Here is a 21,001-nt window from a genome sequence, read left to right as displayed (position 1 = left end):
TCACCAATATACGTAAAAATTAATCAATAAGCAAACTTTACGCGTAAAAACAGGGTTAAAGGGGTATTTTCCACGCCAAAATCCGTGTTTATATTTCTTCGTAAATTTGTTCGTTCATATGAAAAATTTAATCATGCTTAACTTCAATGAACAATCACCAAGTTCAATTTATCAGTACATTTTTAATTTCTTTGCCAAATTGGATTTACCCGAGCAGCAGGCACATATTGTTACGGCCGCCGGATTACTTTTTGCTTTTGCGGTGATGCTCTATGCGCTCGATTATATCATGCGCAAAGTATTTTATTCCGCATTGAACCGGATTGCCCAGCGAACCTCGACCAAATGGGATGATTATCTTTTGGAAAACAAGGTGCATGTACGCGTGAGCCGCACCCTGCTCGTGCTGCTTACACGGCAGCTGCTACCAGTGATCTTCGTTGGTTTTCCGGTGCTTACAGCCGCTATTGTCAAGTTTCTGGATATCGTGGTATTGTTCACCATCTACTATCTGGCCAATAGCTTGTTAAAAACCTGCCGCGATATTTTTCGTGGTACAAATGTGTTTAAGGACAAACCCATCGACAGCTACCTGCAAGTGGTACAGATCTTTTTAATATTTGTGATCGGTACACTGGTCGTTTCCCTGCTGACCGGCAATTCGCCCTGGTCTTTTCTGGTTTCGCTAGGGGCGGCATCCGCCATCCTCATGCTCGTATTTAAGGATACAATCCTGGGCTTTGTGGCCAGTATTCAGGTGTCGGCAAATGACTCGGTCCGCGTAGGAGACTGGATAGAAATGCCTAAATACGGTGTAGACGGCGACGTGCTGCAGATTAACCTCAACAATGTGAAGATACAAAATTGGGATAAGACCATTGTCACCATTCCGACCTATACCCTACTGAGCGATTCATTTAAAAACTATCGTGGGATGCAGGAGACCGGTGGCCGTCGGATAAAGCGGGCATTGAACATTAAAATGTCTTCGGTACGCTACCTCAGTGAGGAGGAAGTCACGGCATTAAAAACGATCCGGCTGCTAGCTCCCTATATCGAAAAAAGAGAGCGCGAGATTGCCGAGTACAATAAAACCTGGCGTACAGACAGCTCCTCGCCCGTCAATGGTCGCAGGATGACCAATATCGGCCTGTTCAGGGCCTATGTACTCGCCTATGCCAAACATAACCCCAATATCCATCAGGAACTTACTTTATTGGTCCGTCAGTTAGCCCCTAGTGAATACGGTATTCCGCTGGAACTCTACATGTTTACCAAGGGGACACAATGGGCCTATTTCGAAGATACGATGGCCGATATATTTGACCATCTACTAGCTGCCATTAAGCACTTTCACCTGCAGGTATTTGAACTGCCTGCATCGGACGACCTGCGGCTGCTCGGCGCGATGGCCCCCCGTTCCCAACAGTAGCTCCTTTGTTGCGATAAACCTAAGCTTGCCCGGTGGTTTCAATCTTATTGCCGCTGGGCAGCTATCAAAAGACCGGCTAAATTGGTTTCCCATAGTTTAGCATACGGGCCTTCTTTGCCGGCATTTAGAGGCCTGACATCATACATTCCATATCGTAAATAGTTTTCACTATATCAACAGGATATATTTTCAAAAGTACAGTGTAGATTCGGCGATTCAGATTGAAGAGTCTATATGTCACAAACTTCTTCCCAAATGGTATTTTCATCTGATCAACCCTTAATCCTTCGAATAAAAACGGTCTTACTGCACCATCCTATGATATGTTCAAATAATACATGGTATTATTTATTCTAAACTCTTCGTGAATTCAAGGCTATGCTCCATTGTGTTTTATTGCACCTTGGACATGACTGGGAATCATTCTCAAAACTAAATAAAACATGACCGCAATACATGCATGCAAATGGCCCTTCGGAACTCGATACATCAACCATTTTGTAAGATGATGGGAATAATGGTAGCCCATATCTCACATCATTATCCGCATAAAATAAAACGCTTAAGGTTCCATCGACTTCTAGAATCCCTTCCTTAACCTGTCCCAAATGTTCTACATTTAAATTTCTCAGTTCAGAAAAAAATTCCATATGTGAAAAGTTATTATCCTTTTCATGTTTTATATCAAAGACACCATCTTTTACTACAGGTAAAACTTTACCTTCCAATAAATGGGCAATCTTCTCTGATCGGGAGGCGAGCCAGGTGATCAACCTATAGACGAAAATTACACCTATAAAAACAACAATCGCATGAAAAATCGGTATGTCTTCTTGAAACATTGGATCTCCCGCAGCTGAGCCCAAACTGATAATAATCGCAACCTCAAAAAGAGTTAACTGTCGAACTCCCCTTCTACCCGAGAGCCTTAGAATTATCAATATTAGAAGAAACATTATTACTGTTCTCGCTCCTATTTCAACAAGAAAGGAGATTTCCACCCCCTCAGCAAATATTTTTTGTATATCAATCATAACCTTTTAAAACCAAAAATCTTAATGTGGCCTCCGCACATTCAATCCTAAAACATTCCTCCGGTTGCAATAGTTCCTTACTCAGCAAAAACAATATATATAAATTATTGATTGTTAAGAAGCAATTAGTTTGACGAAAATGCGCAATTAGCCGAAGCGTGTTACCTCTCGGTTTTCAAAGATCGCCCGGTAGACGACTTCCTGGGCTGATTATGAGTTATACGTTTACTAACCATTTACGACTTCTCCTCCATTGGGATGTAAAACTTGACCGCTCATAAAATGTGAATCTTCGCTGGCTAGAAATAGAAAGCTTGGCGCAATTTCATTAGGCATTCCTGCCCTGTTCATTGGAGAGTCGCTTCCAAATTCGGAGTTCTTTTTAGGATCAAAAGATGATGCTATCAATGGTGTCCATACCGGACCTGGAGCAACAGCATTGACCCGAATTCCTTTAGCTATAAGATTTGCTGACAAACTCCGTGTGAACGAAATTATTGCACCTTTTGTTGCAGAATAATCGATCAACTTTGGACTGCCTCGATAGGCAGTGACCGAGGATGTATTAATTATGCTTGCTCCCTTCTTAAGATAAGGTATGGCATACTTCGTAACCCAGAAATAGGAAAAGAAATTATTCTGAAAAGTATTGATTAACTGCTCAGTGGAAATTTTCTCAATTGATTCTGTTTCCCAGTGAAGCCCCGCATTATTAACTATAATATCAATTTTCTTATGCGCTTTTATTGCAATTTCAATGACTTTTTTACAGTGATTTTCTTTTCGCAAATCACCTTTAATCAGCGCACATTTTCGAGAGAAGGATTCAACCTCTTTTTTGGTTTGTTTTGCATCTTTTGTTTCACTAAGATAGGCTATAACAATATCAGCACCCTCCTTCGCAAATAACAGAGCGACAGCTTTGCCGATACCGCTATCTCCGCCCGTAATCAATGCGACCTTATTTTTTAATTTTCCTTCTGCAGGATACTGTATTGGAGACGTGTCAGGAATTGGTACCATATTTATTTCCAATCCCGGTCGCTTTTGCTTTTGCAGCGGTCGAATCTTTTTACTTGCTTCTTTTTTCATGCTACTTCTTGTAAATAATTATAAGCAATTTCTGATTTCCGGTCCTCCTTCTATTCGACTACAACAAATAGTCGTTCTACCGAAGGACTATTTGTTGTATATCAAGAAATCAAGAAGGTACCTTTCTGGATTTTTCTCTCTCCCAAACACGGTGGCCTTTCATTACCGCTATAAAATCTTCTGTTAAATTGTCCTTGCTTTCGAAAATAACGCCTTTATCTTTTTTAATAAATGATCTTTCAGCTAACTCTTCAGCACCTTGTGCAAATGCCAAGGCCTTACAGTGTCGGTAACCTTCATTGATAAAATGAAGGTAATCGGCATTTTCCGCAAGAGTTTTGACCGATTCGCCTGCTGCTGTGTAGAATGCATCGTAACAAACTGATGCCTCCGTAAGATAGGAATGTTGGATATCTTCTTCTGTCCCTTCCTTGAACCGGATCTTTCCTACATGAGATGCGATTAGCACTGCTTGCGCCCCTTCCCTTTCGAGTGCTGTTTTCATTTTATCTATGGAGGATTTGCTAGCTCCATGATCAACAAGAAAAGCAACCTTTCTACTCTTGATCGTACCCTCGCCGTCTTTTACTTTCATACTCAAAGCAGCAGACTTTTCAACTTCGGGTTTGACTGGTTTAAGCGGATATTCGGGATGGTTCTGACGTGCAAATTTGAGGGTTAAAGGATCAAGTTCTTTTGGCGGTGTAAGCCCGAGGTTTGAACCAACATTTTTTGCTAATCCTTGGTCTATCTGGTTCAAAATAGCCAGTTCTCGCTTTCGTATATTGACATCATTTACTTTCGAAAGCTCAAAACTCAGGGCATTGACCATGTGATCCTGTTCTTCTGGGCTCTGTGAATTAAAAAATAGTCTTGCTTGTGTAAAGTGGTCTGCGAAGGAATCTGAGCGGGCCCTAATTTTCGAGCCATCAAAAGGTTGCTTATGGGATTCAAATCCTACTCCATCATTGAGCATTGCATGATAAGGACAGCCTGCAGCTTTACTATTAGGGAAATAACTCACGGCACCTGTAGGAATCTCAGACCGCGCAAAACCATCTTTTTGGTTATTATGTTTGCCGGTTACGGGACGATTGATAGGAAGCTCATGGAAATTCGGACCACCTAATCGATAATTTTGGGTATCCATATACGAAAATATTCGCCCTTGCAAAAGCGGATCATCCGAAACATCTATACCTGGCACTAACCTTCCGGGATCGAAAGCGGCTTGTTCGGTCTCTGCAAAAAAATTCTCTGGATTTCGATTTAGTGTCATCGTTCCGACAATCTGAACAGGCACCAGTTCCTCTGGGATAATCTTTGTCGCATCCAGAATGTCAAACGAATATTTAAATTCATCCGCTTCAGGAATCAATTGAACGCCGAGATCCCACTGCGGAAAATCGCCCCTTTCAATAGCTTCATAGAGATCTCTTCGATGAAAATCAGCATCAAATCCTGAGATCTTTTGGGCTTCGTTCCAAGCGACTGAATGTACTCCTAATCTGGGTTTCCAATGAAATTTAACGAATGTGCCTTTTCCTTGGGCATTCACAAATTTAAATGTATGGACACCAAAACCTTCCATCATCCTTAAACTTCGGGGTATTGCACGATCTGACATCGTCCACATGATCATGTGTGCAGATTCGGGCATCAGTGATACAAAATCCCAAAAGGTGTCATGTGCAGATGCCGCCTGAGGCATTTCGTTGTTCGGCTCTGGTTTTACGGCATGGATGAGATCTGGAAAATTCATCGCATCCTGAATAAAAAAAACTGGGATATTGTTTCCCACAAGATCGTAGTTACCTTCTTCGGTATAGAATTTAACAGAGAAACCTCGTACATCTCTAGCAAGGTCGGTAGAGCCTTTGAAACCTGCTACTGTGGAAAATCTAGTAAAAAGAGGCGTTACCGTTCCTTTTTTTAAAAATGCTGCGCTTGTATATTGAGATAGGTCAGCGGTCGCTTCGAAAATTCCATGAGCTCCTGATCCACGCGCGTGAACGACACGTTCTGGTATACGTTCGCGGTCAAAATGCATCAGCTTATCAAAATAAATATGATCCTGTTGTAATGATGGCCCCCGCTCACCCGCCTTTAATGTATTGTTGTTGTCGGAAATAGGCACACCATCATTGGTGGTCATAATCTGCTCGGAATTATCCACTAAATGCTGATCTATCTCAGCAGTTTTTAAATTCTTTTCTTTTTTCATATCTAATGCTCTTCTGGTTTGATCCATCAGGTGAACAAAACCAAAGTCTGAAAGGTTTGGCAGGTATTTACATTTGCCAGGATTACCGACAATTCTGACGCTATTGGCCTGAAGATGATGTATTGATTGCGTGTTAAATGGGCTTGTATTTGATTATTCTGGTTGAATAATCACAAAGTGTACAAACTTAAATTCATTTTTTATATCCTCACGAATCCGGCGTATCGCCTCGGTGATTTCCTCTGTTTCAAGATGATCTTCAAAATCAATAATAAGCATCAATACAACGTACTCTGGCGATTGATAAGTGGATAGTATGTTTTTAGTTTTTATAACAGCCGAATCCTTTTCAGCAAGCTGGGCAATTTTCAATCTTGTTTCTGAAGCAATTCCCTCTCCCATTAATAAGCTTCTGCTTTCTCTAGCCAATATAAAGGATACAAAAACCAACAACAAGCCTACGATTACTGAAGCTAGGCCATCTAATTCAGGAATCTGCAAGTAATGACTTAGTCCCATGAGTACCATAACGATTATTAGCCCTGCCACAGCTGCACCATCTTCAAAGACCACAAGGAAACTGGAAGGATCTTTACTCTTAATAATTGCATCCCACCACCCCATACCATTGCGGGTTTTATTGAATTCTTTTAAAGCAATAAAAAAAGAAGTTCCTTCAAAAATTAAGGAGAGTATGAGTACAATATAATTCCAAAAAGGATCGCTCATTAATTCGGGTTCCATGATATGAGCTACACCCTGGTAAATAGATAATGTACCACCAAGCCCAAAAATCAGAATGGAAACAACAAAAGACCAAAAGTATAGTTCTTTGCCATAACCAAAAGGATGAGACTGGTCGGGTGACCTCTTACTTCTTTTCAAGCCATAAAGTATGAGCAATTGATTTGCTGTATCTACCGTTGAGTGAATACCCTCTGAAATCATGGAGGAACTATTTGTAAATGCTCCTGCAATGAATTTAGTTAATGCAATTAATACATTCGCCGCGAGTGCACTGTATATTGATTTTTTATTACTGGTTTTTAATTCCGGATTATCCATGGAGGTTTTGATGCGTTTATTTCGTATATTTTTCAATTACTTTTTTGAGATCAATACCTTTACCAAGGACAGGCTTAAAAATATCACCTTCACTATTCATCCTTTCTATGGCATTCAAGAGATGAAAATCACTTATTTTCAGCCCCTTCTTAACTTCATCCCAATGAAGCGGCATAGATACCGTTGCACCGGGTTTAGGACGGACAGCGTAGGCTGCAGCAATGGTTGCATGGGGTCTATTCTGTAAAAAATCCAGATACATTTTTCCTTTCCGATCCTTAATGGACCGTTCTAAACTGGTGAACTTGGGCAACTCATTATGAACTAATGTGACAATCACCCTGGCAAATTCCTTGGACTGATCATAGGTGTATTTCCCCCCGAGCGGAATATAGATGTGAAGGCCAGTAGAACCGCTGGTCTTACAATAACTTGGAACGCCCATATCATCTAGGATGCTCTTCGTTACCTGTGCTGCCTCAACGACCTGATTAAAGGAATTTTTATCCGGGTCTAAATCGATAATACAGAATGATGGATTTTCGGGCTTTTTGACCGTACTACTCCAGGGGTTCATCTCAATGCAGCCAAGATTGACCATGTAAAGCAGTGTCGCTTCATCTTTTCCGACCAAATAATGCTTATCCTTGTTATCAGTCTCGCTATGGTAAAGATATGTCTCCGCCCAGTCCGGAGCAGTATCCGTTACGTTCTTGAAATAGAAACCTTCACCTTCAATACCATCGGGAAATCTGTTCATGCTTTGGGGACGATCTTTTAGATAAGGCAATATAAATGGAGCTGCCTGATAATAATAATTGATAAGATCTCTTTTTGTTATTCCCTCTTTTGGCCAAAAGATCTTATCTAGGTTCGTGAATTTTAACTCATGCCCATTGATCTTTTTGACCTGCGTATTATCTTTCGGATTCAATAGGGTCTTACGCTCACCTTTACTTCGTGGAGTAATCATTTTATCTTCCATGTCATTAACGAATTCTGCTATAGGAGATTCCTCCTCCAAAATAACTTTCTTAGGACTTTTGTCCTCGCGTATTCCATCAAAAGAAGGATGCCGCATTACGCCATCACTTGTCAATTCCGTAAAACTAACCTCACAGACGAGCTCGGGTTTAAGCCAGGTCACCGAGGCGTGTGGTGGATTGGGTCTAAAGCGTGATGGTTTGTTTAAATCTGGTTCTTCACTGAAAGGCGTTTTAGAAATGATCAGCGGTTTAAAACGCTGCATCATCTGCTTCTGTAATTTTTCATTGAAACCTGTACCGACTTTACCTGTATAGACTAATTTTTTTCCTTCATAGACACCTACAAGAATACTACTGAATAACTTACTGGAGTTATCATTCAGCGTGTATCCGCCTATCACGACCTCCTGCCTTTTATTCGCCTTGATCTTTAGCCAGTCCTTTGAACGGTTATGAACATGGTATATACTATCTTTTCGTTTGGCCATAATTCCTTCAAGGCCCAGTTTCCTGGCTTCTTCGAGGAACTGGGTTCCCGAAGTTTCAAAATGTTCACTGACTAGAATGCTTTTCTGTTCTGGTAAGATTTCCTTTAATATAGTTTTACGTTCAAGCAGCGTAAGATCTTTTAAATCTTGCCCATTGCACCAAAGGATATCAAATACGTAATAAACTAGATCGCCATCTGCTTCACTGCGCCAATTTTGTAAAGACCCGAAATTGGCCTTTCCGTTTTCACCAAGCACCACTACTTCCCCGTCCAATATAGCATTTAATCCAAGCTCCTTTAAATTCTCATAAATGGGATAGAATTTTTCATTATAGCTTTTATCGTTGCGGGAATTCAATTCCACTTCCCCTTTGTTCATAAAAGCTACCGCCCGATACCCATCCCATTTTACTTCATAGATCCAGTCTTCATCATCAAAAGGCTTATCGACCAATGTGGCAAACATGGGCTCAATGTGGGAATAGAATTTTTGCTTTGGTGTATTTTTTAATAAATCTTGAAGATCTGTTTTCTTCGGAGATTTATTTTTAGGAACTGCATCAAGCTGATCATTGATAAGCTCAGATGCTTTGGCTTTTACGGAGCGTTTATCTTTAACGGTACTGTCTTTTTTAATGATACGTTCTCCATATACATGATCTGGAGATTGCTCCATCTGCGCAATGGATTTGCCAGATAGCACCGACTTATCTTTCATCGTAATGTCTTCTTCACTAGCATATTTATCATCCAGTTTCATCAGCAGCCAGCCGTTATCTCCCCTGCCGTGGGCTTTAACAAGAGCAAATTCGCCTTTGAGTTTTTTGCCATTGAGTTTGAATTTTAGCTTACCAGAATACAGCTGATGTAAAAGTTCTTTTTCTTGTTTCGGAACGTCCTTAAAATCGCCCTCAGCAGGTTCATAGGTTCCTTCGTCCCAGACAATAACTGTACCGCCGCCGTATTGCCCTTTTGGGATGATTCCTTCAAAATTCCGATAATCATAGGGGTGGTCTTCAACCATCATAGCAAGACGTTTTACACCTGGATCAACTGAAGGCCCCTTAGGTACCGCCCAGCTTTTTAAAACACCATCCATTTCAAGACGAAAATCATAATGCAGATGTGAAGCATCGTGTTTCTGAACCACAAAGCGTAATTCTGTTCCACTTGGTTTCCCGCCAAAGGGTTCCGGGGTTTTCTCTTCGGTACGCTTTTGCCGATATTTAGTTAATCCCGTAACTGTATCTTTAGATGATCTGTTTCTAGCTGTTTTTCCCTTTTTTGATTTATTATCGGCCATGATCGGTATTTTAAAAATTAATATATTGGTAAATAATAAAATGCATATTACGCTACCAGTTAATTCGATTTTGATATAGCACAAAACTCAATACGAAATGGTTTTCTCTCATTTAGCAAATTGCTTTTTATGGCCTGATAAATACTAATCTGAACAATATTGGTGTGCGAAAGGTTACGCTAACAGGATTATACCAAACCTAAGAAGAGAATATCGCTTTCGCTTTTATATGGTAACAGTTAAATATCTTTTATTGAACTAAAGTGGTTTGGGCTGGGTTATCTATGCAATAACACTTAAAATTTTTATTATGGCAACTACGAAATCTGTACCGGCAAAAAATGCCACAAAAAAACCTTCTGGTAATACCGGAAAAATGAAAGACAGTGAATTCCACGAGTTTTTTGTCGATGAACTAAAAGACATTTATTGGGCCGAGAAACACTTAGTGAAAGCTTTACCCAAAATGCAGAAAGCTGCAACTAGCGAAAAACTCGCCGCTGCTTTTGAAAAGCATACCAAGGAAACTCAGAAACATATAGAAACTCTTGAACAGGTATTTGAGCAATTGGGAGAAAAAGCTGTTGCTAAAAAATGTGACGCTATGCAGGGTCTGCTTGATGAAGCCGATTCGATCATTTCTGACACAGAAAAGGATACTTTTACCAGAGATGCAGGCCTCATCCTTGCTGCACAGAAAGTAGAACACTACGAGATCGCTACTTACGGTACTCTTCGCACATTTGCAGAAACGATGGGACACGACGATGTAGCTTCACTGCTCCAAAATACCTTAGACAATGAGAAGGATACCGACGAAGCATTAACAGGGATAGCAGGCGGTTTCGTAAACGACAAGGCTGTCCAAGAATAGTTGAAATACAGCAAAAACCTTGGCCAACAGCTAAAGGCTTTTTACGAAAACAATGCGAGGTATATAGTTGTTATATATATTCTCAACTATATTAAGTAAAATTCATGTATGAAGGTCGGACTTGATAATCCGACCTTCATTAATGTTTAGCAAACGCCGAAAATTAGACTTGCCAAAATGAACCGCCTTTAAGACTCGTCTTTAGTGTTCTTCACAAGACTTATTCCTGATGAGAAGAAAATAAGCGCCAAAATGCCGACTACTGCCAAATTCGTATAGGCATTACTTTTCATGATCAGTTCATAGCCGGTATAGATTAGTCCTACAATACCCAATACTGTGAGAATAGTTCCAAATATTCTTTTTACGTTCATGATGAATATATTATTTTTTTGAATCCTTTTTGCCTGAAAATTTTTCTATTTCACCCTCAAGCTCCTGCTTTTAATTACTGATATAACACGTCTCAAAAACAAATAGATTGCTTTTGTAAAATAAATTATTGGATTGCTAAAAAAACAAAAATGGCATACGACTGTTAGAATTATCGCAGATCAAAATTCCAAAATTTATGACCTGAGATAAGATCACTATAACTTTAACTTTCAATTTGTAAGATTATGAATGGTATTATTTTTCATGGTACTGAGATTCATTATGGCGGCATAGCTGAGTTCTTATTCAGCCCGGAAATTGGTTATAATGCGATGCCAGCAATTATCGAATTCCTTGGCGGCGAAAAAGCCTATGCCGAAATTATGCATGCTCTTCCTTTAGAGATCACGATTACGGTGGGTGAACATTCAACCGGGAAGGAAGAGAAAGTCCCCCAGGAAACCTGGCTACTTCGCTATGATAAAAAAGAGGACAATTGGAAAATAGTTGAAAAGCTGCAGCCAGGATGAACCTTCGTCGGAGTGCAATCATGTTCAGTTGATGAACATACGATTTCCGCAAAGGACTATTGTTTTGAAAGTATACGAAAGAAAGGCTGACCTTAAAAGGTCAGCCTTTCGCAAATATCAAACTAAACTGAAACGTTAGCTCTTGTTTTATTTGTAGGGATTGTCAATTTAACCGGTAGACCTTAAGCTGTTTTTGCAGCTTTTTTCTTACCATATGGATTCGAGTTTTTATTGTACCTTCTGGCATATCAAAATAGGATGCAATTTCATGGTATTTATAACCATCTAAAAACAAACGAAAAATTTCATAGTTTTCCGCCGTTAAGCTGTTCATCGCCCGTTCGATATCTTCGGCCATAAACTTATTGATCCCTTTGTTGAGTTCTATTGTATTTGTACTTTCCAAGACCACATATTGATCTTGAATTTCGGTGGTACGCTTTGCTTTTCTATACTTATTGATGTAAGTATGTTTCATAATTACATATAACCAGCTCATTAGCTTCGGATGCTGAACAAAATTGTCTATGGACTTCAATGCGCGTATCCAAGTTTCTTGGATCAGGTCTTCCTTTTCATCCGGATCAGCAGTAAATTTAGCAGCAAAATGATGAAGTAAACTTCTTTTTTCGTTGATGAGTACATTTAAATTGTGGTTGTTCATAACTTATCCTCTTTCTTTATTCAACTGATTGTTTAAAATGATTTTACAAGAAAAGGATAACAAGAAGAGTGCTAATTTTGAGGGCCAATTTGCCCGTAAAATAAATTGCATCGTTAGCGGTAAAAATACGTTGTCCTTATTTACAAAGCCTATTAAGCAAATTTTAATGGATTTTTGCCCTTAATTTTAAATACAGATAAAAAAATAAGCAAATAATAAAAAAAGACAATAGGGTATTTATATATGGGAAATGTTATAAATACGTTGATTCTAAAGTGTTATTTGCAAACCAGTTTGGTAGTCGGCCGCTGACAACTGTACACCTTATTAATAACTAACAACTGACGATTGATAACGAACAACTAACGTTTAAATTTTATCCATTCAAACCATAATCCATCGAAGGCTGTTCTACTGCAAAAACAAATATATTATGGGAAATTTATTATATATCATTGCTGTTATTTTAGTCATTATTTGGGCGTTTAGTTTCTTTGGAGGTTATGCTACAGGTAATATAATTCACGTTTTATTAGTTATCGCCATTATTGTCGTTCTGTTACGTGTCATCCGAGGGGCTGCTTAACGAGAGATAAAAATCTGATGTATGGTATATAAAAATTTTTATATACCATACATCTAGATAGAAATATAGACCTGACCTGACCAAGGCTTTAGCGATGCGACAGTGATTTGAGCATAATCAGTATCTGACAAAACCGCGGCATCCATTTCATTCGTATTAAATATAATTTTCCATTGCAGATCTTCAGGCAGCGTTACCTGTTGTACAGTGGCAGAAAAATTCATCATTGCAAATAAAGAACTATCGCTTTTCTTCATCGCTAAGATAAGTACTTTTTGCTCCGGGAGGCATTTGGCCGTCATTTCATCGCGCTGTATATTTTTCAGCACAGGATTGGTTTTACGGAATGCTATCAGGGATCTATAATAAGATAAATGTTTCTGATGGACCTCGCTATCCTGTTCGTCCCAATTCAAAACGGTATTCCTAAATATCGTCTCGTCCTGCGGATCGAGAAATTCTGAATCTTCAAAAAAATCTTCAAACTCTTTTTTTCTTCCCTGTCTCACCTGCTCTACAAGTTTGGGGTCACTATGACTGGTAAAATAGGGAAAAGCTCTTTCTGTACCCCATTCTTCTCCCATGAATAGTAAAGGAAGATACGGGGATATGAACACGGCAAAGGCCATAAGTCGCGTTGTTTCTACAGGATAGAGTGAAGCCGCGCGATCGCCCATCATCCTATTGCCGACTTGATCATGATTCTGGCAGAAAACTATAAAATGATCCCCTTTGATACCGAGAGTGTCCGTTCCAAAGAATTTTTCCCGATGGGGAGAATAGTTACCATCGAATACATATGCTTTTTCATAAGCTTTTGCGAGATCGGCCAATCCACTAAATTCCTCATAGTACCCTTTTTTGGGTTCGCCCACGCTTACTCTTAAAGAGTGGTGAAATTCATCTAGCCATTGTGCGTCCATCCCGAAACCATTTTTCGCTAATGGGTCTAAAAATCGTCTATCGTTGAGATCGCATTCAATAAAAAGAAAATGGCTTTTTTCGGATTTAGCAATAATTTCATCCGTTTCCTTACGAATTTGCTGAAGGATATGAACAGCGTTAAAATCCTTGATTGCATGTACCGCATCCAAACGCAGCGCATCGATATGAAAGTCTTCAAACCACATGCGTACATTGTTCAGTACCAAATCCCGCTGTCCATGACAATAGCTATCGTCATAATTCAGCGCATTACCCCAGGGCGTATGGTATTTGTCGGTAAAATATGGGCCATAATTCGAGAAATAGTTTCCCTCTGGCCCGAGGTGATTATAGACAACATCCAAAATTACCGCAATATTGGCCTCATGACAGGAATTCACAAGCCTTTGAAATTCCGAAGCGCCACCATAGGAATGCTGCACTGCAAAAGGAAAAACACCATCGTAGCCCCAATTTCTTTCACCAGGAAACTGTGCAACAGGCATAATTTCAATAGCAGTGATCCCCAAATCTTTCAGATAGGGAATCTTTTTGATAACACCATCAAAATCATGGGATGAGGTAAATGTTCCTACATGAAGCTCGTAAATAATAAAATCAGACAATGCTGGAGGCCGATAGTCATTATCGGTCCAAGAAAAAGTAAGATCAACGACTTTTGAGGGACCATGTACACCTTCTGGCTGGGAGAGCGAAATCGGATCCGGCAATTCGTTGCCATCGACACTGATCCAGTATAAATCTCCAGCTGTTAACAAATCAGTCTCCGCGTACCAATAACCATATTGTTGGGGCTTAAGCGCGATCTCCATATCTTTTTGATAAAATCGGCAAAGCACATTCTTTGCCATTGGAGCCCATACGCGAATCTGCCAAAGGTCACCATTGCGACGAATACCCAATTGTTGAATTCCTGTCTTGCTCATATATATCCCCACTTTATTGTGACTGAAATAAAAGTATAGAACGTGAGGGCACTAAAATAGCATCTCCTGCTGAATAGTTTCCAAAGCTTTCTATCGTATCATTATTCGTATCTAAGATCTTAAACCAACCAGCCCCATAATTTTCACCGGGGAGCGTGTAGGTTACATCTTCCCAATACGCATTAAATAACAGGTAAAAATTAGCATCCACGATTTTCTTTCCATCGGTATCTACTGATCTAATTCCCGCACCGTTTAAAAACACAGCGAGTGAGCGCGCATAGTCTTCCTGCCAGTGATGATCATCCATCTCAGATGCATCTGGAAGAAACCATGCGATATCTTCAACACCTGTACCGCGGATAGGCAATCCTTGAAACCATTTGCGACGACAGAATACCGGATGTTCTCGCCTAAAATGGATCAATTTTTTAGTGAAGTCCAATAAAGATACGTCCACATTGTCCCAGTTGAGCCATGAAATCTCATTGTCCTGACAATAGGCGTTATTATTGCCCTGCTGTGTTCGCCCATGTTCATCGCCAGCGACAAGCATAGGTACTCCCTGGGAAAGAAATAATGTGACGAGCATGTTTCTTTTTTGTTTTTCTCTTAGGTTATTTACCGTAGAATCATCTGTAGGTCCTTCTGCCCCACAGTTCCAGGAGCGGTTGTGGCTTTCTCCATCTTTATTATCCTCACCATTAGCTTCATTGTGCTTTTCGTTGTACGATACCAGATCGTGGAGCGTAAATCCGTCATGAGCAGTAATGAAATTTATACTGGCGGAAGGTGTACGATTGTCTCCCCGGTATAAATCGGACGATCCAGTCAGGCGATTAGCAAATTCAGCGATCATACTGTCCGCTCCGATCCAATAATCGCGGATACAGTCACGATACTTTCCATTCCATTCGGCCCAACCGGCGGGGAACTCGCCGACCTGATACCCTCCTTCTCCAATATCCCATGGTTCGGCAATTAGTTTAACCTGTGAGATCACGGGATCCTGATGGATAACGTCAAAGAAAGAGCTCAATTTATCTACGTCATGGAGCTCCCGCGCTAATGCTGATGCCAGATCAAAACGGAATCCATCAACGTGCATTTCCTGCACCCAATAGCGTAAACTATCCATGATCAACCGTAGTACGTTAGGCTGGCGGGTATTCAATGTATTGCCTGTTCCAGTAAAATCCATATAATAACGTGGATCTTCAGCCAAACGATAATATGAAGCATTGTCAATTCCTCTAAAAGAGAGTGTTGGCCCCATTTCATTTCCTTCTCCAGTATGATTGTAAACGACATCAAGGATAACTTCTATCCCTGCCCCATGAAGTGCCTTTACCATTTCCTTGAATTCCACGACCTGTTCTCCATGGGTACCTGAAGCAGAGTAGCGTACATCAGGGGCAAAAAAACCAACACTGTTATATCCCCAATAGTTAGTTAGTCCTTTATCCTGTAGGTGACGGTCTGTAATAAAATGGTGTATAGGCAATAATTCTATTGCAGTGATCCCCAATTCCTTTAAGTAATTTATGGTGACAGGATGCGCCAAGGCAGCGTATGTTCCTCTTATTTCTTCGGGAATCTCCGGATGAGTTGCTGTAAAACCTTTTACATGTGTTTCATAAATCACACTTTGGTGCATCGGTATACGCGGAGGATGGTCGTCCCCCCAATCAAAATGACCGTCTATAACTACGGATTTCGGGACGAAAGGAGCGCTATCAGTTGTATCCAAACTCAAATCGTCCTCTCCTATATTGTACGCAAATAAAGCATCATTCCATTGTACGACACCCGAAATTGCTTTTGCATAGGGATCAATCAGTAATTTATGCGGGTTAAAACGATGCCCCTGGGCCGGATCGTAAGGACCATGCACACGATAACCGTATAGTTGTCCTGGTTTAATTCCCGAAACATAAATATGCCAAACTTGATGCGTCTTCTCCGTTATTTTAAATTTCTCGATTTCTTGTTGGTTCGAACTATCATAGAGATAAAGTTCGACAGCTTCGGCATTTTCGGAGAAAAGGGCAAAGTTAACCCCTTCTCCATCGTAAGTTGCGCCTAAAGGATAAGGGCTTCCAGTATTGATTTTTGTTTCCATCTTTATGTTTAACGGTTGTATAATTTTGTATAATCATTTAATCTCGCCTGAAGTTTTGGAGAAAAAGCCCTTTTCTGCATGCGCCACAGCCAATTTCCGGTCGTACTGGCAGGTCGGTTCATACGACACGATCCATCAAGATTGAGGATATCTTGCATCGCAACAATGACTGTATCTGCGACAGAAGCGTAAAGTGATCGTATGAGGACCTCATTTACATTTCCACTGTCAACAATTTGTCCAAAATAGGTATTGATATTTATTTTACTCGATGATTTAAGATCTTCACCATACCAAGAAAGTGTCGTATTATTATCGTGTGTTCCAGGATAGGCAACAGAATTTCTGCAATAATGATGTGGAATATGTGGTGAATGTGCCATATCGTTATCAAAAGCGAACTGTAAAACCGCCATGCCCGGAAAGTTGTATTGATCGCGCAGATCATATACCTTCGCATCGATATCTCCAAGATTTTCAGCGATAAAAGGCATGTCATCTAAATGAACTTTTACTTGATCAAAAAAATCCGAACCAGGACCTGTTGACCAACGTCCATTCTTGGCGGAAGTTTCTTCAAAGGGAACTTCCCAATAGGAAGAAAATGCCCTAAAATGATCGAGCCGTAACCTATCAAACAGCGCGCAATTGTGTGACAGTCGCTCAATCCACCATTTGTAGCCATCTTTTTTGAGCGATCCCCAATGATAAGTCGGCATTCCCCATAATTGCCCCGCTGCATTAAAGTAATCAGGCGGAACCCCAGCAACATTTTTAATAATACCATTTGCTCCTATGGAAAAATAGTGCGGATTGGCCCAAACATCGGCAGAATCATAGGCAACATAAAATGGGATATCACCGATAAATCTTATGCCATAATCGTATGCGTACTTTCTTATGGCATCCCATTGTCTGAAAAATAGGTATTGAAACCATTTTTCCTTTCGCAATTCATCTGCGAATTCAATTGCAAAATCGTTAAGTGCGGCGCTGTCGCGATGTTTGTATTGTGTTGGCCAATCGTACCAAGGACGATTCCCATGTCTGTTTTTTAGAACTTTGAAAAGCGCATAATCCTTAAGCCACGAAGATTCACGGTCTACAAATTCGGAGAAATCAAGCGCATGTTGAACAGAAAGACTATTAAATGCCTTCTCCAAAAGTTTGTATTTTGTGAACACTATAGCAGCAAAGTCTATTGTTTTAGAACTATTTCTTTTTAAAGTCTTTAGTTCCCCTCTTTCCAATAAGCCAAATTCTAGTAATTCGTTTAAATCGATGAATAACGGATTACCTGCTCTACTACTTAGGGTGCTGTAAGGAGAATGGTTTTGCTCAACATCTGTCGGCCCTAAAGGAAGTACCTGCCACCAGCTTTGGCCGCTATAATGCAGCTGTTTAACAAAACGACGAGCTCCGGATCCCAAATCACCAATTCCATAGGATGATGGCAATGAGCTGATATGCATCAAAACACCCGCACTACGCTTAGGTGGGGCACTTTTGTATTTTAAAATAGCCATTGGAAGATCCCTAAAAATGGCATTCACTGAAATTTCTGTGCCTTCGCCCACTATGTCAAATAGCATGTGATGCCAGGTCACGGAATGATTTACGGAAAGATGAACGCTCGTATCTGCCCAGTCAAATGAGCCAGGTACGAATTTGGAGATTTTACCGATAGCAGCCAAGTGTAGCGGAAGTACTACGATCATCCAATCATCGCCAGATCTACGCGCGAATGCCAAAATATGTTTACGATAACGACCGCTTACTTTTAATGGAATATAACTGCTATCTGATGCAAGTGCAGCATCATGCTTTCTGAGTTTTACCAATTCCCTAACTAACCATAGCTTAATTGTCCCATCGTATCTATTTTGCCATAATTGTCTAATTCGACTGTCGTTGGGCATATTTTCAATAGCCTTCAGCAGATTTTCACTTAATTGATAATCTATCGGTCGTCGATTGTCGGGATCAACAAAACTATGGTTCCAGAGTTCCGACCCCTGGTAAATATCAGGTACACCGGGACAAGTAAATTTCAAGATTTGCTGTGTAAGCGAGTTTAAAATCCCGAAATCAGCTACCGCTTCAATAAATTGATAAAAGCTCGTAAAAAATGGACGATCTTTATCAAGCAAAAAAGAGGCAAATTCCCGAACAGCGTCTTCATAGGTTAAATTTGGATTTTCCCAGCTCGAGCGCTCTTTCCCTTCGCGTAGATATTTAACCATGTAGTCCAAAAAACGTTTTTCAAATACGTCATATGCTTCTCCATGCTGTTTTTCCATTGGATATGAGGCTACCAGCGACTGATAAATAAAATATTCATCATTCGGATGTGGGAGGTCTTTTCGATATTCATTCCAAACCACATCTTGCCAGATCTGAACCTGTTTAACCCATTTCTGAGCCATAGCAGTGAGGACTAATAAGCGACTTCGCGAATCCTCACCACGTTTGGTATCGTGTGTAGAACTTGCATTGATGGACAGTGGCCAAAATTTTTGCCTTTCCTGCATTAATCTGTGGAATTTCTTTTTACTTAGCCCCCAGTTATCCGGATGATCGCCGACTTCATTGTGTCCTATAAAACGGTTGTATGTATACATTAACGTATCTTCCACACCCTTAGCCATTACTGGGCCCGCCAACTGCATACATCGGAGAAAAAAATCAGCCACAACAGTATGGCTCAGCGATTTTGAATCTGCCTGTGCTTGCTCAAACAGTTCTCGAAATTGATTAACCAGCTTTTGATCGAGCTCGGGCTTTCGGGTCAACTTTTTAAAAAGAGAAGACAGCAGATCAAAATTGTTTGCCACCAGTGGAAAGCTTTCGTCATATAATCGATAAACAGGGAAAAATCCTAGAAAAGAGGTTAGAATATCTTTTAAAGGCCCTAGCTTATTCGGACTTTTAACGGCTAAAAGTGATGCCAATGACCGGGCCAGGTTATTAAGCTCGCCCTGCATGTATTCATCGAGAATTATGCTCTTTTTTATATACTGTTGTTTTTTAATGGATAGATTTTCTCCAATGACTTTTCTATAATACTTATCCAATATTTTCTTTCCCGATTTACAGGAGCAAACATTATTGGAAACCGACAAAAAATCGTAGCCTGTTGTTCCCTGTATAGGCCATTCGAGTGGAAGTTTCTCCCTCTGTTCAAGTATTTTTTCAGCAACGATATAAGTTTGTGGACCGATTAATTTCCTCAAATTAAATAAATAGTCAGTAGGTTTATAAAGTCCATCAATATGATCAATCCTTAATCCATCAAACAGTTCTTCATCGACAAGTTTTTTTATCAGCTTATGAGACTGCTCAAATACATGTTTGTCTTGTACATTTAAACAAATCAATTCATTGACCGTAAAAAAACGTCTAAAATTTATACGTTGATTTGTAAACCACCAAGGACAAAGCTCATAAATCTGACTAGCTACCAGTTCGTGAATACTTTCCAGATTATTATTAAATTGATCAAGGACATGCTTTAATTTCTCATTAGAAAGGTTCTTAAAAATATGGACACGCAGCTGTCTCCATTCCTCGACATCTCCATTAGCTTGAACCGTATTTATTTGAACCAGAAGTCCACTAAAATCCGATTGGCTCTCTTTTAAATAATCATTAAGGACGAAAAAATAGGATTCAGGGGAAAGTGGATAAAGGTTTTCCTGATAAGAAAGCCGAAGACTATCGTCTGAGAAAACGACAGCAATTTCATGGTTTGAAATCGCTTCGTCTAAAGTCTTAGACAAGATAGGCACCATTAACTTTCCTTTCTCGAATAAATTGGAACTATAGCAGGTATCAAAAAAATGGCTAAATTTTGATGTCTGTCCAAATTCGAGCAGATTCATTAGCCATTCATTCGAGGGATGAAACGCCATATGGTTAGGAACAATATCCTGTAACCATTTGATATGATATTCACTTAACTCTTTTTTAATGGATCTCAGCTCGTCCAGCGTACCAAGTTCACTATTTATTTTATTCAAATTTGTGCCGTCATAACCATGCATACTCCCTGGTGTTGACTGAAAAATAGGTGCAGCATAAATTGTATCGATGCCCAGGTCTCTTAAGTAAGGAATGATTCTTTTGAAGTCGGAAAAGTTAAATTCTTTGTGAAACTGAATTCTGTAAGTAGTCTTTGGTGTATTTATAGATACATTTCTATTCATCTGCATGGCTCGCTGAATTTCATTTTAGATCAGAACGTCGGCCAGCAATTTTAGTTCATACGAATTTCAAAAAAGAGAGATGGAAAAAGGTCTAAGAAATCTGAAAATACTGCAGAAAAAAAATAATTTAAAATTAAAACGAATCTTT

The 21,001-nt window shown here is 39.9% G+C and carries 14 protein-coding genes; 4 read left to right on the top strand and 10 right to left on the bottom strand.

Going from position 1 to position 21,001, the window contains the following annotated elements; genetic code table 11:
* The first annotated feature begins 118 nt into the window (after positions 1–118).
* Positions 119–1,432, top strand: a complete 1,314-nt coding sequence (locus B2X72_RS13285; protein WP_286849849.1) for a mechanosensitive ion channel family protein — start codon at positions 119–121, stop codon at positions 1,430–1,432.
* A 353-nt stretch (positions 1,433–1,785) separates the two neighbouring features.
* Here the strand turns inward: B2X72_RS13285 and B2X72_RS13280 are convergent, their stop codons facing one another.
* The 5 genes from B2X72_RS13280 to ligD form a co-directional block, all read right to left on the bottom strand.
* Positions 1,786–2,466, bottom strand: coding sequence for a DUF421 domain-containing protein (locus B2X72_RS13280; protein WP_075993105.1), 681 nt, complete (start codon positions 2,464–2,466; stop codon positions 1,786–1,788).
* Between the two features lie 228 nt (positions 2,467–2,694).
* Complete coding sequence (locus tag B2X72_RS13275; protein ID WP_088161924.1) at positions 2,695–3,558, bottom strand: SDR family oxidoreductase; 864 nt, start codon at positions 3,556–3,558, stop codon at positions 2,695–2,697.
* A 109-nt stretch (positions 3,559–3,667) separates the two neighbouring features.
* The gene (locus B2X72_RS13270) at positions 3,668–5,782 is read right to left on the bottom strand and encodes a catalase (RefSeq protein ID WP_075994852.1); all 2,115 of its coding nucleotides are present in this window, start codon (positions 5,780–5,782) and stop codon (positions 3,668–3,670) included.
* Between the two features lie 153 nt (positions 5,783–5,935).
* Complete coding sequence (locus tag B2X72_RS13265; RefSeq protein WP_088163585.1) at positions 5,936–6,847, bottom strand: cation diffusion facilitator family transporter; 912 nt, start codon at positions 6,845–6,847, stop codon at positions 5,936–5,938.
* Between the two features lie 16 nt (positions 6,848–6,863).
* On the bottom strand, positions 6,864–9,626 hold the full coding sequence (gene ligD / locus B2X72_RS13260; RefSeq protein ID WP_145330721.1) for a DNA ligase D: 2,763 nt from the start codon (positions 9,624–9,626) through the stop codon (positions 6,864–6,866).
* A gap of 310 nt (positions 9,627–9,936) precedes the next feature.
* On the opposite strand from ligD, the gene B2X72_RS13255 reads away from it, so the two are divergent.
* Entirely contained in the window at positions 9,937–10,500 is a 564-nt protein-coding gene (locus tag B2X72_RS13255; protein WP_075993107.1) for a ferritin-like domain-containing protein, read from the top strand.
* 188 nt (positions 10,501–10,688) lie between these two features.
* Here the strand turns inward: B2X72_RS13255 and B2X72_RS13250 are convergent, their stop codons facing one another.
* Positions 10,689–10,874 (bottom strand): hypothetical protein, encoded by a 186-nt coding sequence (locus B2X72_RS13250; protein ID WP_075993108.1) that lies wholly within the window; start codon positions 10,872–10,874, stop codon positions 10,689–10,691.
* Between the two features lie 246 nt (positions 10,875–11,120).
* On the opposite strand from B2X72_RS13250, the gene B2X72_RS13245 reads away from it, so the two are divergent.
* On the top strand, positions 11,121–11,405 hold the full coding sequence (locus B2X72_RS13245; RefSeq protein ID WP_075993109.1) for a hypothetical protein: 285 nt from the start codon (positions 11,121–11,123) through the stop codon (positions 11,403–11,405).
* 163 nt (positions 11,406–11,568) lie between these two features.
* On the opposite strand, the gene B2X72_RS13240 is transcribed toward B2X72_RS13245, so the two are convergent.
* A complete protein-coding gene (locus B2X72_RS13240; protein ID WP_075993110.1) occupies positions 11,569–12,069 on the bottom strand; it encodes an RNA polymerase sigma factor in 501 nt (166 codons plus the stop codon).
* A 433-nt stretch (positions 12,070–12,502) separates the two neighbouring features.
* Between B2X72_RS13240 and B2X72_RS13235 the strand changes: the two genes are divergently transcribed.
* Entirely contained in the window at positions 12,503–12,655 is a 153-nt protein-coding gene (locus B2X72_RS13235; RefSeq protein WP_120333750.1) for a lmo0937 family membrane protein, read from the top strand.
* A gap of 53 nt (positions 12,656–12,708) precedes the next feature.
* On the opposite strand, the gene treZ is transcribed toward B2X72_RS13235, so the two are convergent.
* Genes treZ through treY form a run of 3 tightly spaced genes read right to left on the bottom strand, consistent with a single transcriptional unit; the run spans position 12,709 to position 20,859 of the window.
* Positions 12,709–14,526, bottom strand: coding sequence for a malto-oligosyltrehalose trehalohydrolase (treZ, locus tag B2X72_RS13230; protein ID WP_088161926.1), 1,818 nt, complete (start codon positions 14,524–14,526; stop codon positions 12,709–12,711).
* Positions 14,527–14,539: 13 nt separating this feature from the next.
* Positions 14,540–16,648: a glycogen debranching protein GlgX gene (gene glgX, locus B2X72_RS13225; RefSeq protein ID WP_286849844.1), complete on the bottom strand. Its 2,109-nt coding sequence runs from the start codon at positions 16,646–16,648 to the stop codon at positions 14,540–14,542.
* An 8-nt stretch (positions 16,649–16,656) separates the two neighbouring features.
* Positions 16,657–20,859: a malto-oligosyltrehalose synthase gene (gene treY / locus B2X72_RS13220; RefSeq protein WP_286849842.1), complete on the bottom strand. Its 4,203-nt coding sequence runs from the start codon at positions 20,857–20,859 to the stop codon at positions 16,657–16,659.
* Positions 20,860–21,001: the final 142 nt, after the last annotated feature.

Source organism: Sphingobacterium sp. UBA7253, from assembly GCF_002472745.1.
Classification (GTDB): domain Bacteria; phylum Bacteroidota; class Bacteroidia; order Sphingobacteriales; family Sphingobacteriaceae; genus Sphingobacterium; species Sphingobacterium siyangense.
The sequence above is the reverse complement of the archived record's forward strand: the minus strand, read 5'-3'. Positions and strand labels throughout refer to the sequence as shown.

Coding starts and splice junctions, on each gene's coding strand:
- B2X72_RS13285 (WP_286849849.1), top strand. CDS start 119: ATGAAAAATTTAATCATGCTTAACTTCAATGAACAATCACCAAGTTCA.
- B2X72_RS13280 (WP_075993105.1), bottom strand. CDS start 2,466: ATGATTGATATACAAAAAATATTTGCTGAGGGGGTGGAAATCTCCTTT.
- B2X72_RS13275 (WP_088161924.1), bottom strand. CDS start 3,558: ATGAAAAAAGAAGCAAGTAAAAAGATTCGACCGCTGCAAAAGCAAAAG.
- B2X72_RS13270 (WP_075994852.1), bottom strand. CDS start 5,782: ATGAAAAAAGAAAAGAATTTAAAAACTGCTGAGATAGATCAGCATTTA.
- B2X72_RS13265 (WP_088163585.1), bottom strand. CDS start 6,847: ATGGATAATCCGGAATTAAAAACCAGTAATAAAAAATCAATATACAGT.
- ligD (WP_145330721.1), bottom strand. CDS start 9,626: ATGGCCGATAATAAATCAAAAAAGGGAAAAACAGCTAGAAACAGATCA.
- B2X72_RS13255 (WP_075993107.1), top strand. CDS start 9,937: ATGGCAACTACGAAATCTGTACCGGCAAAAAATGCCACAAAAAAACCT.
- B2X72_RS13250 (WP_075993108.1), bottom strand. CDS start 10,874: ATGAACGTAAAAAGAATATTTGGAACTATTCTCACAGTATTGGGTATT.
- B2X72_RS13245 (WP_075993109.1), top strand. CDS start 11,121: ATGAATGGTATTATTTTTCATGGTACTGAGATTCATTATGGCGGCATA.
- B2X72_RS13240 (WP_075993110.1), bottom strand. CDS start 12,069: ATGAACAACCACAATTTAAATGTACTCATCAACGAAAAAAGAAGTTTA.
- B2X72_RS13235 (WP_120333750.1), top strand. CDS start 12,503: ATGGGAAATTTATTATATATCATTGCTGTTATTTTAGTCATTATTTGG.
- treZ (WP_088161926.1), bottom strand. CDS start 14,526: ATGAGCAAGACAGGAATTCAACAATTGGGTATTCGTCGCAATGGTGAC.
- glgX (WP_286849844.1), bottom strand. CDS start 16,648: ATGGAAACAAAAATCAATACTGGAAGCCCTTATCCTTTAGGCGCAACT.
- treY (WP_286849842.1), bottom strand. CDS start 20,859: ATGCAGATGAATAGAAATGTATCTATAAATACACCAAAGACTACTTAC.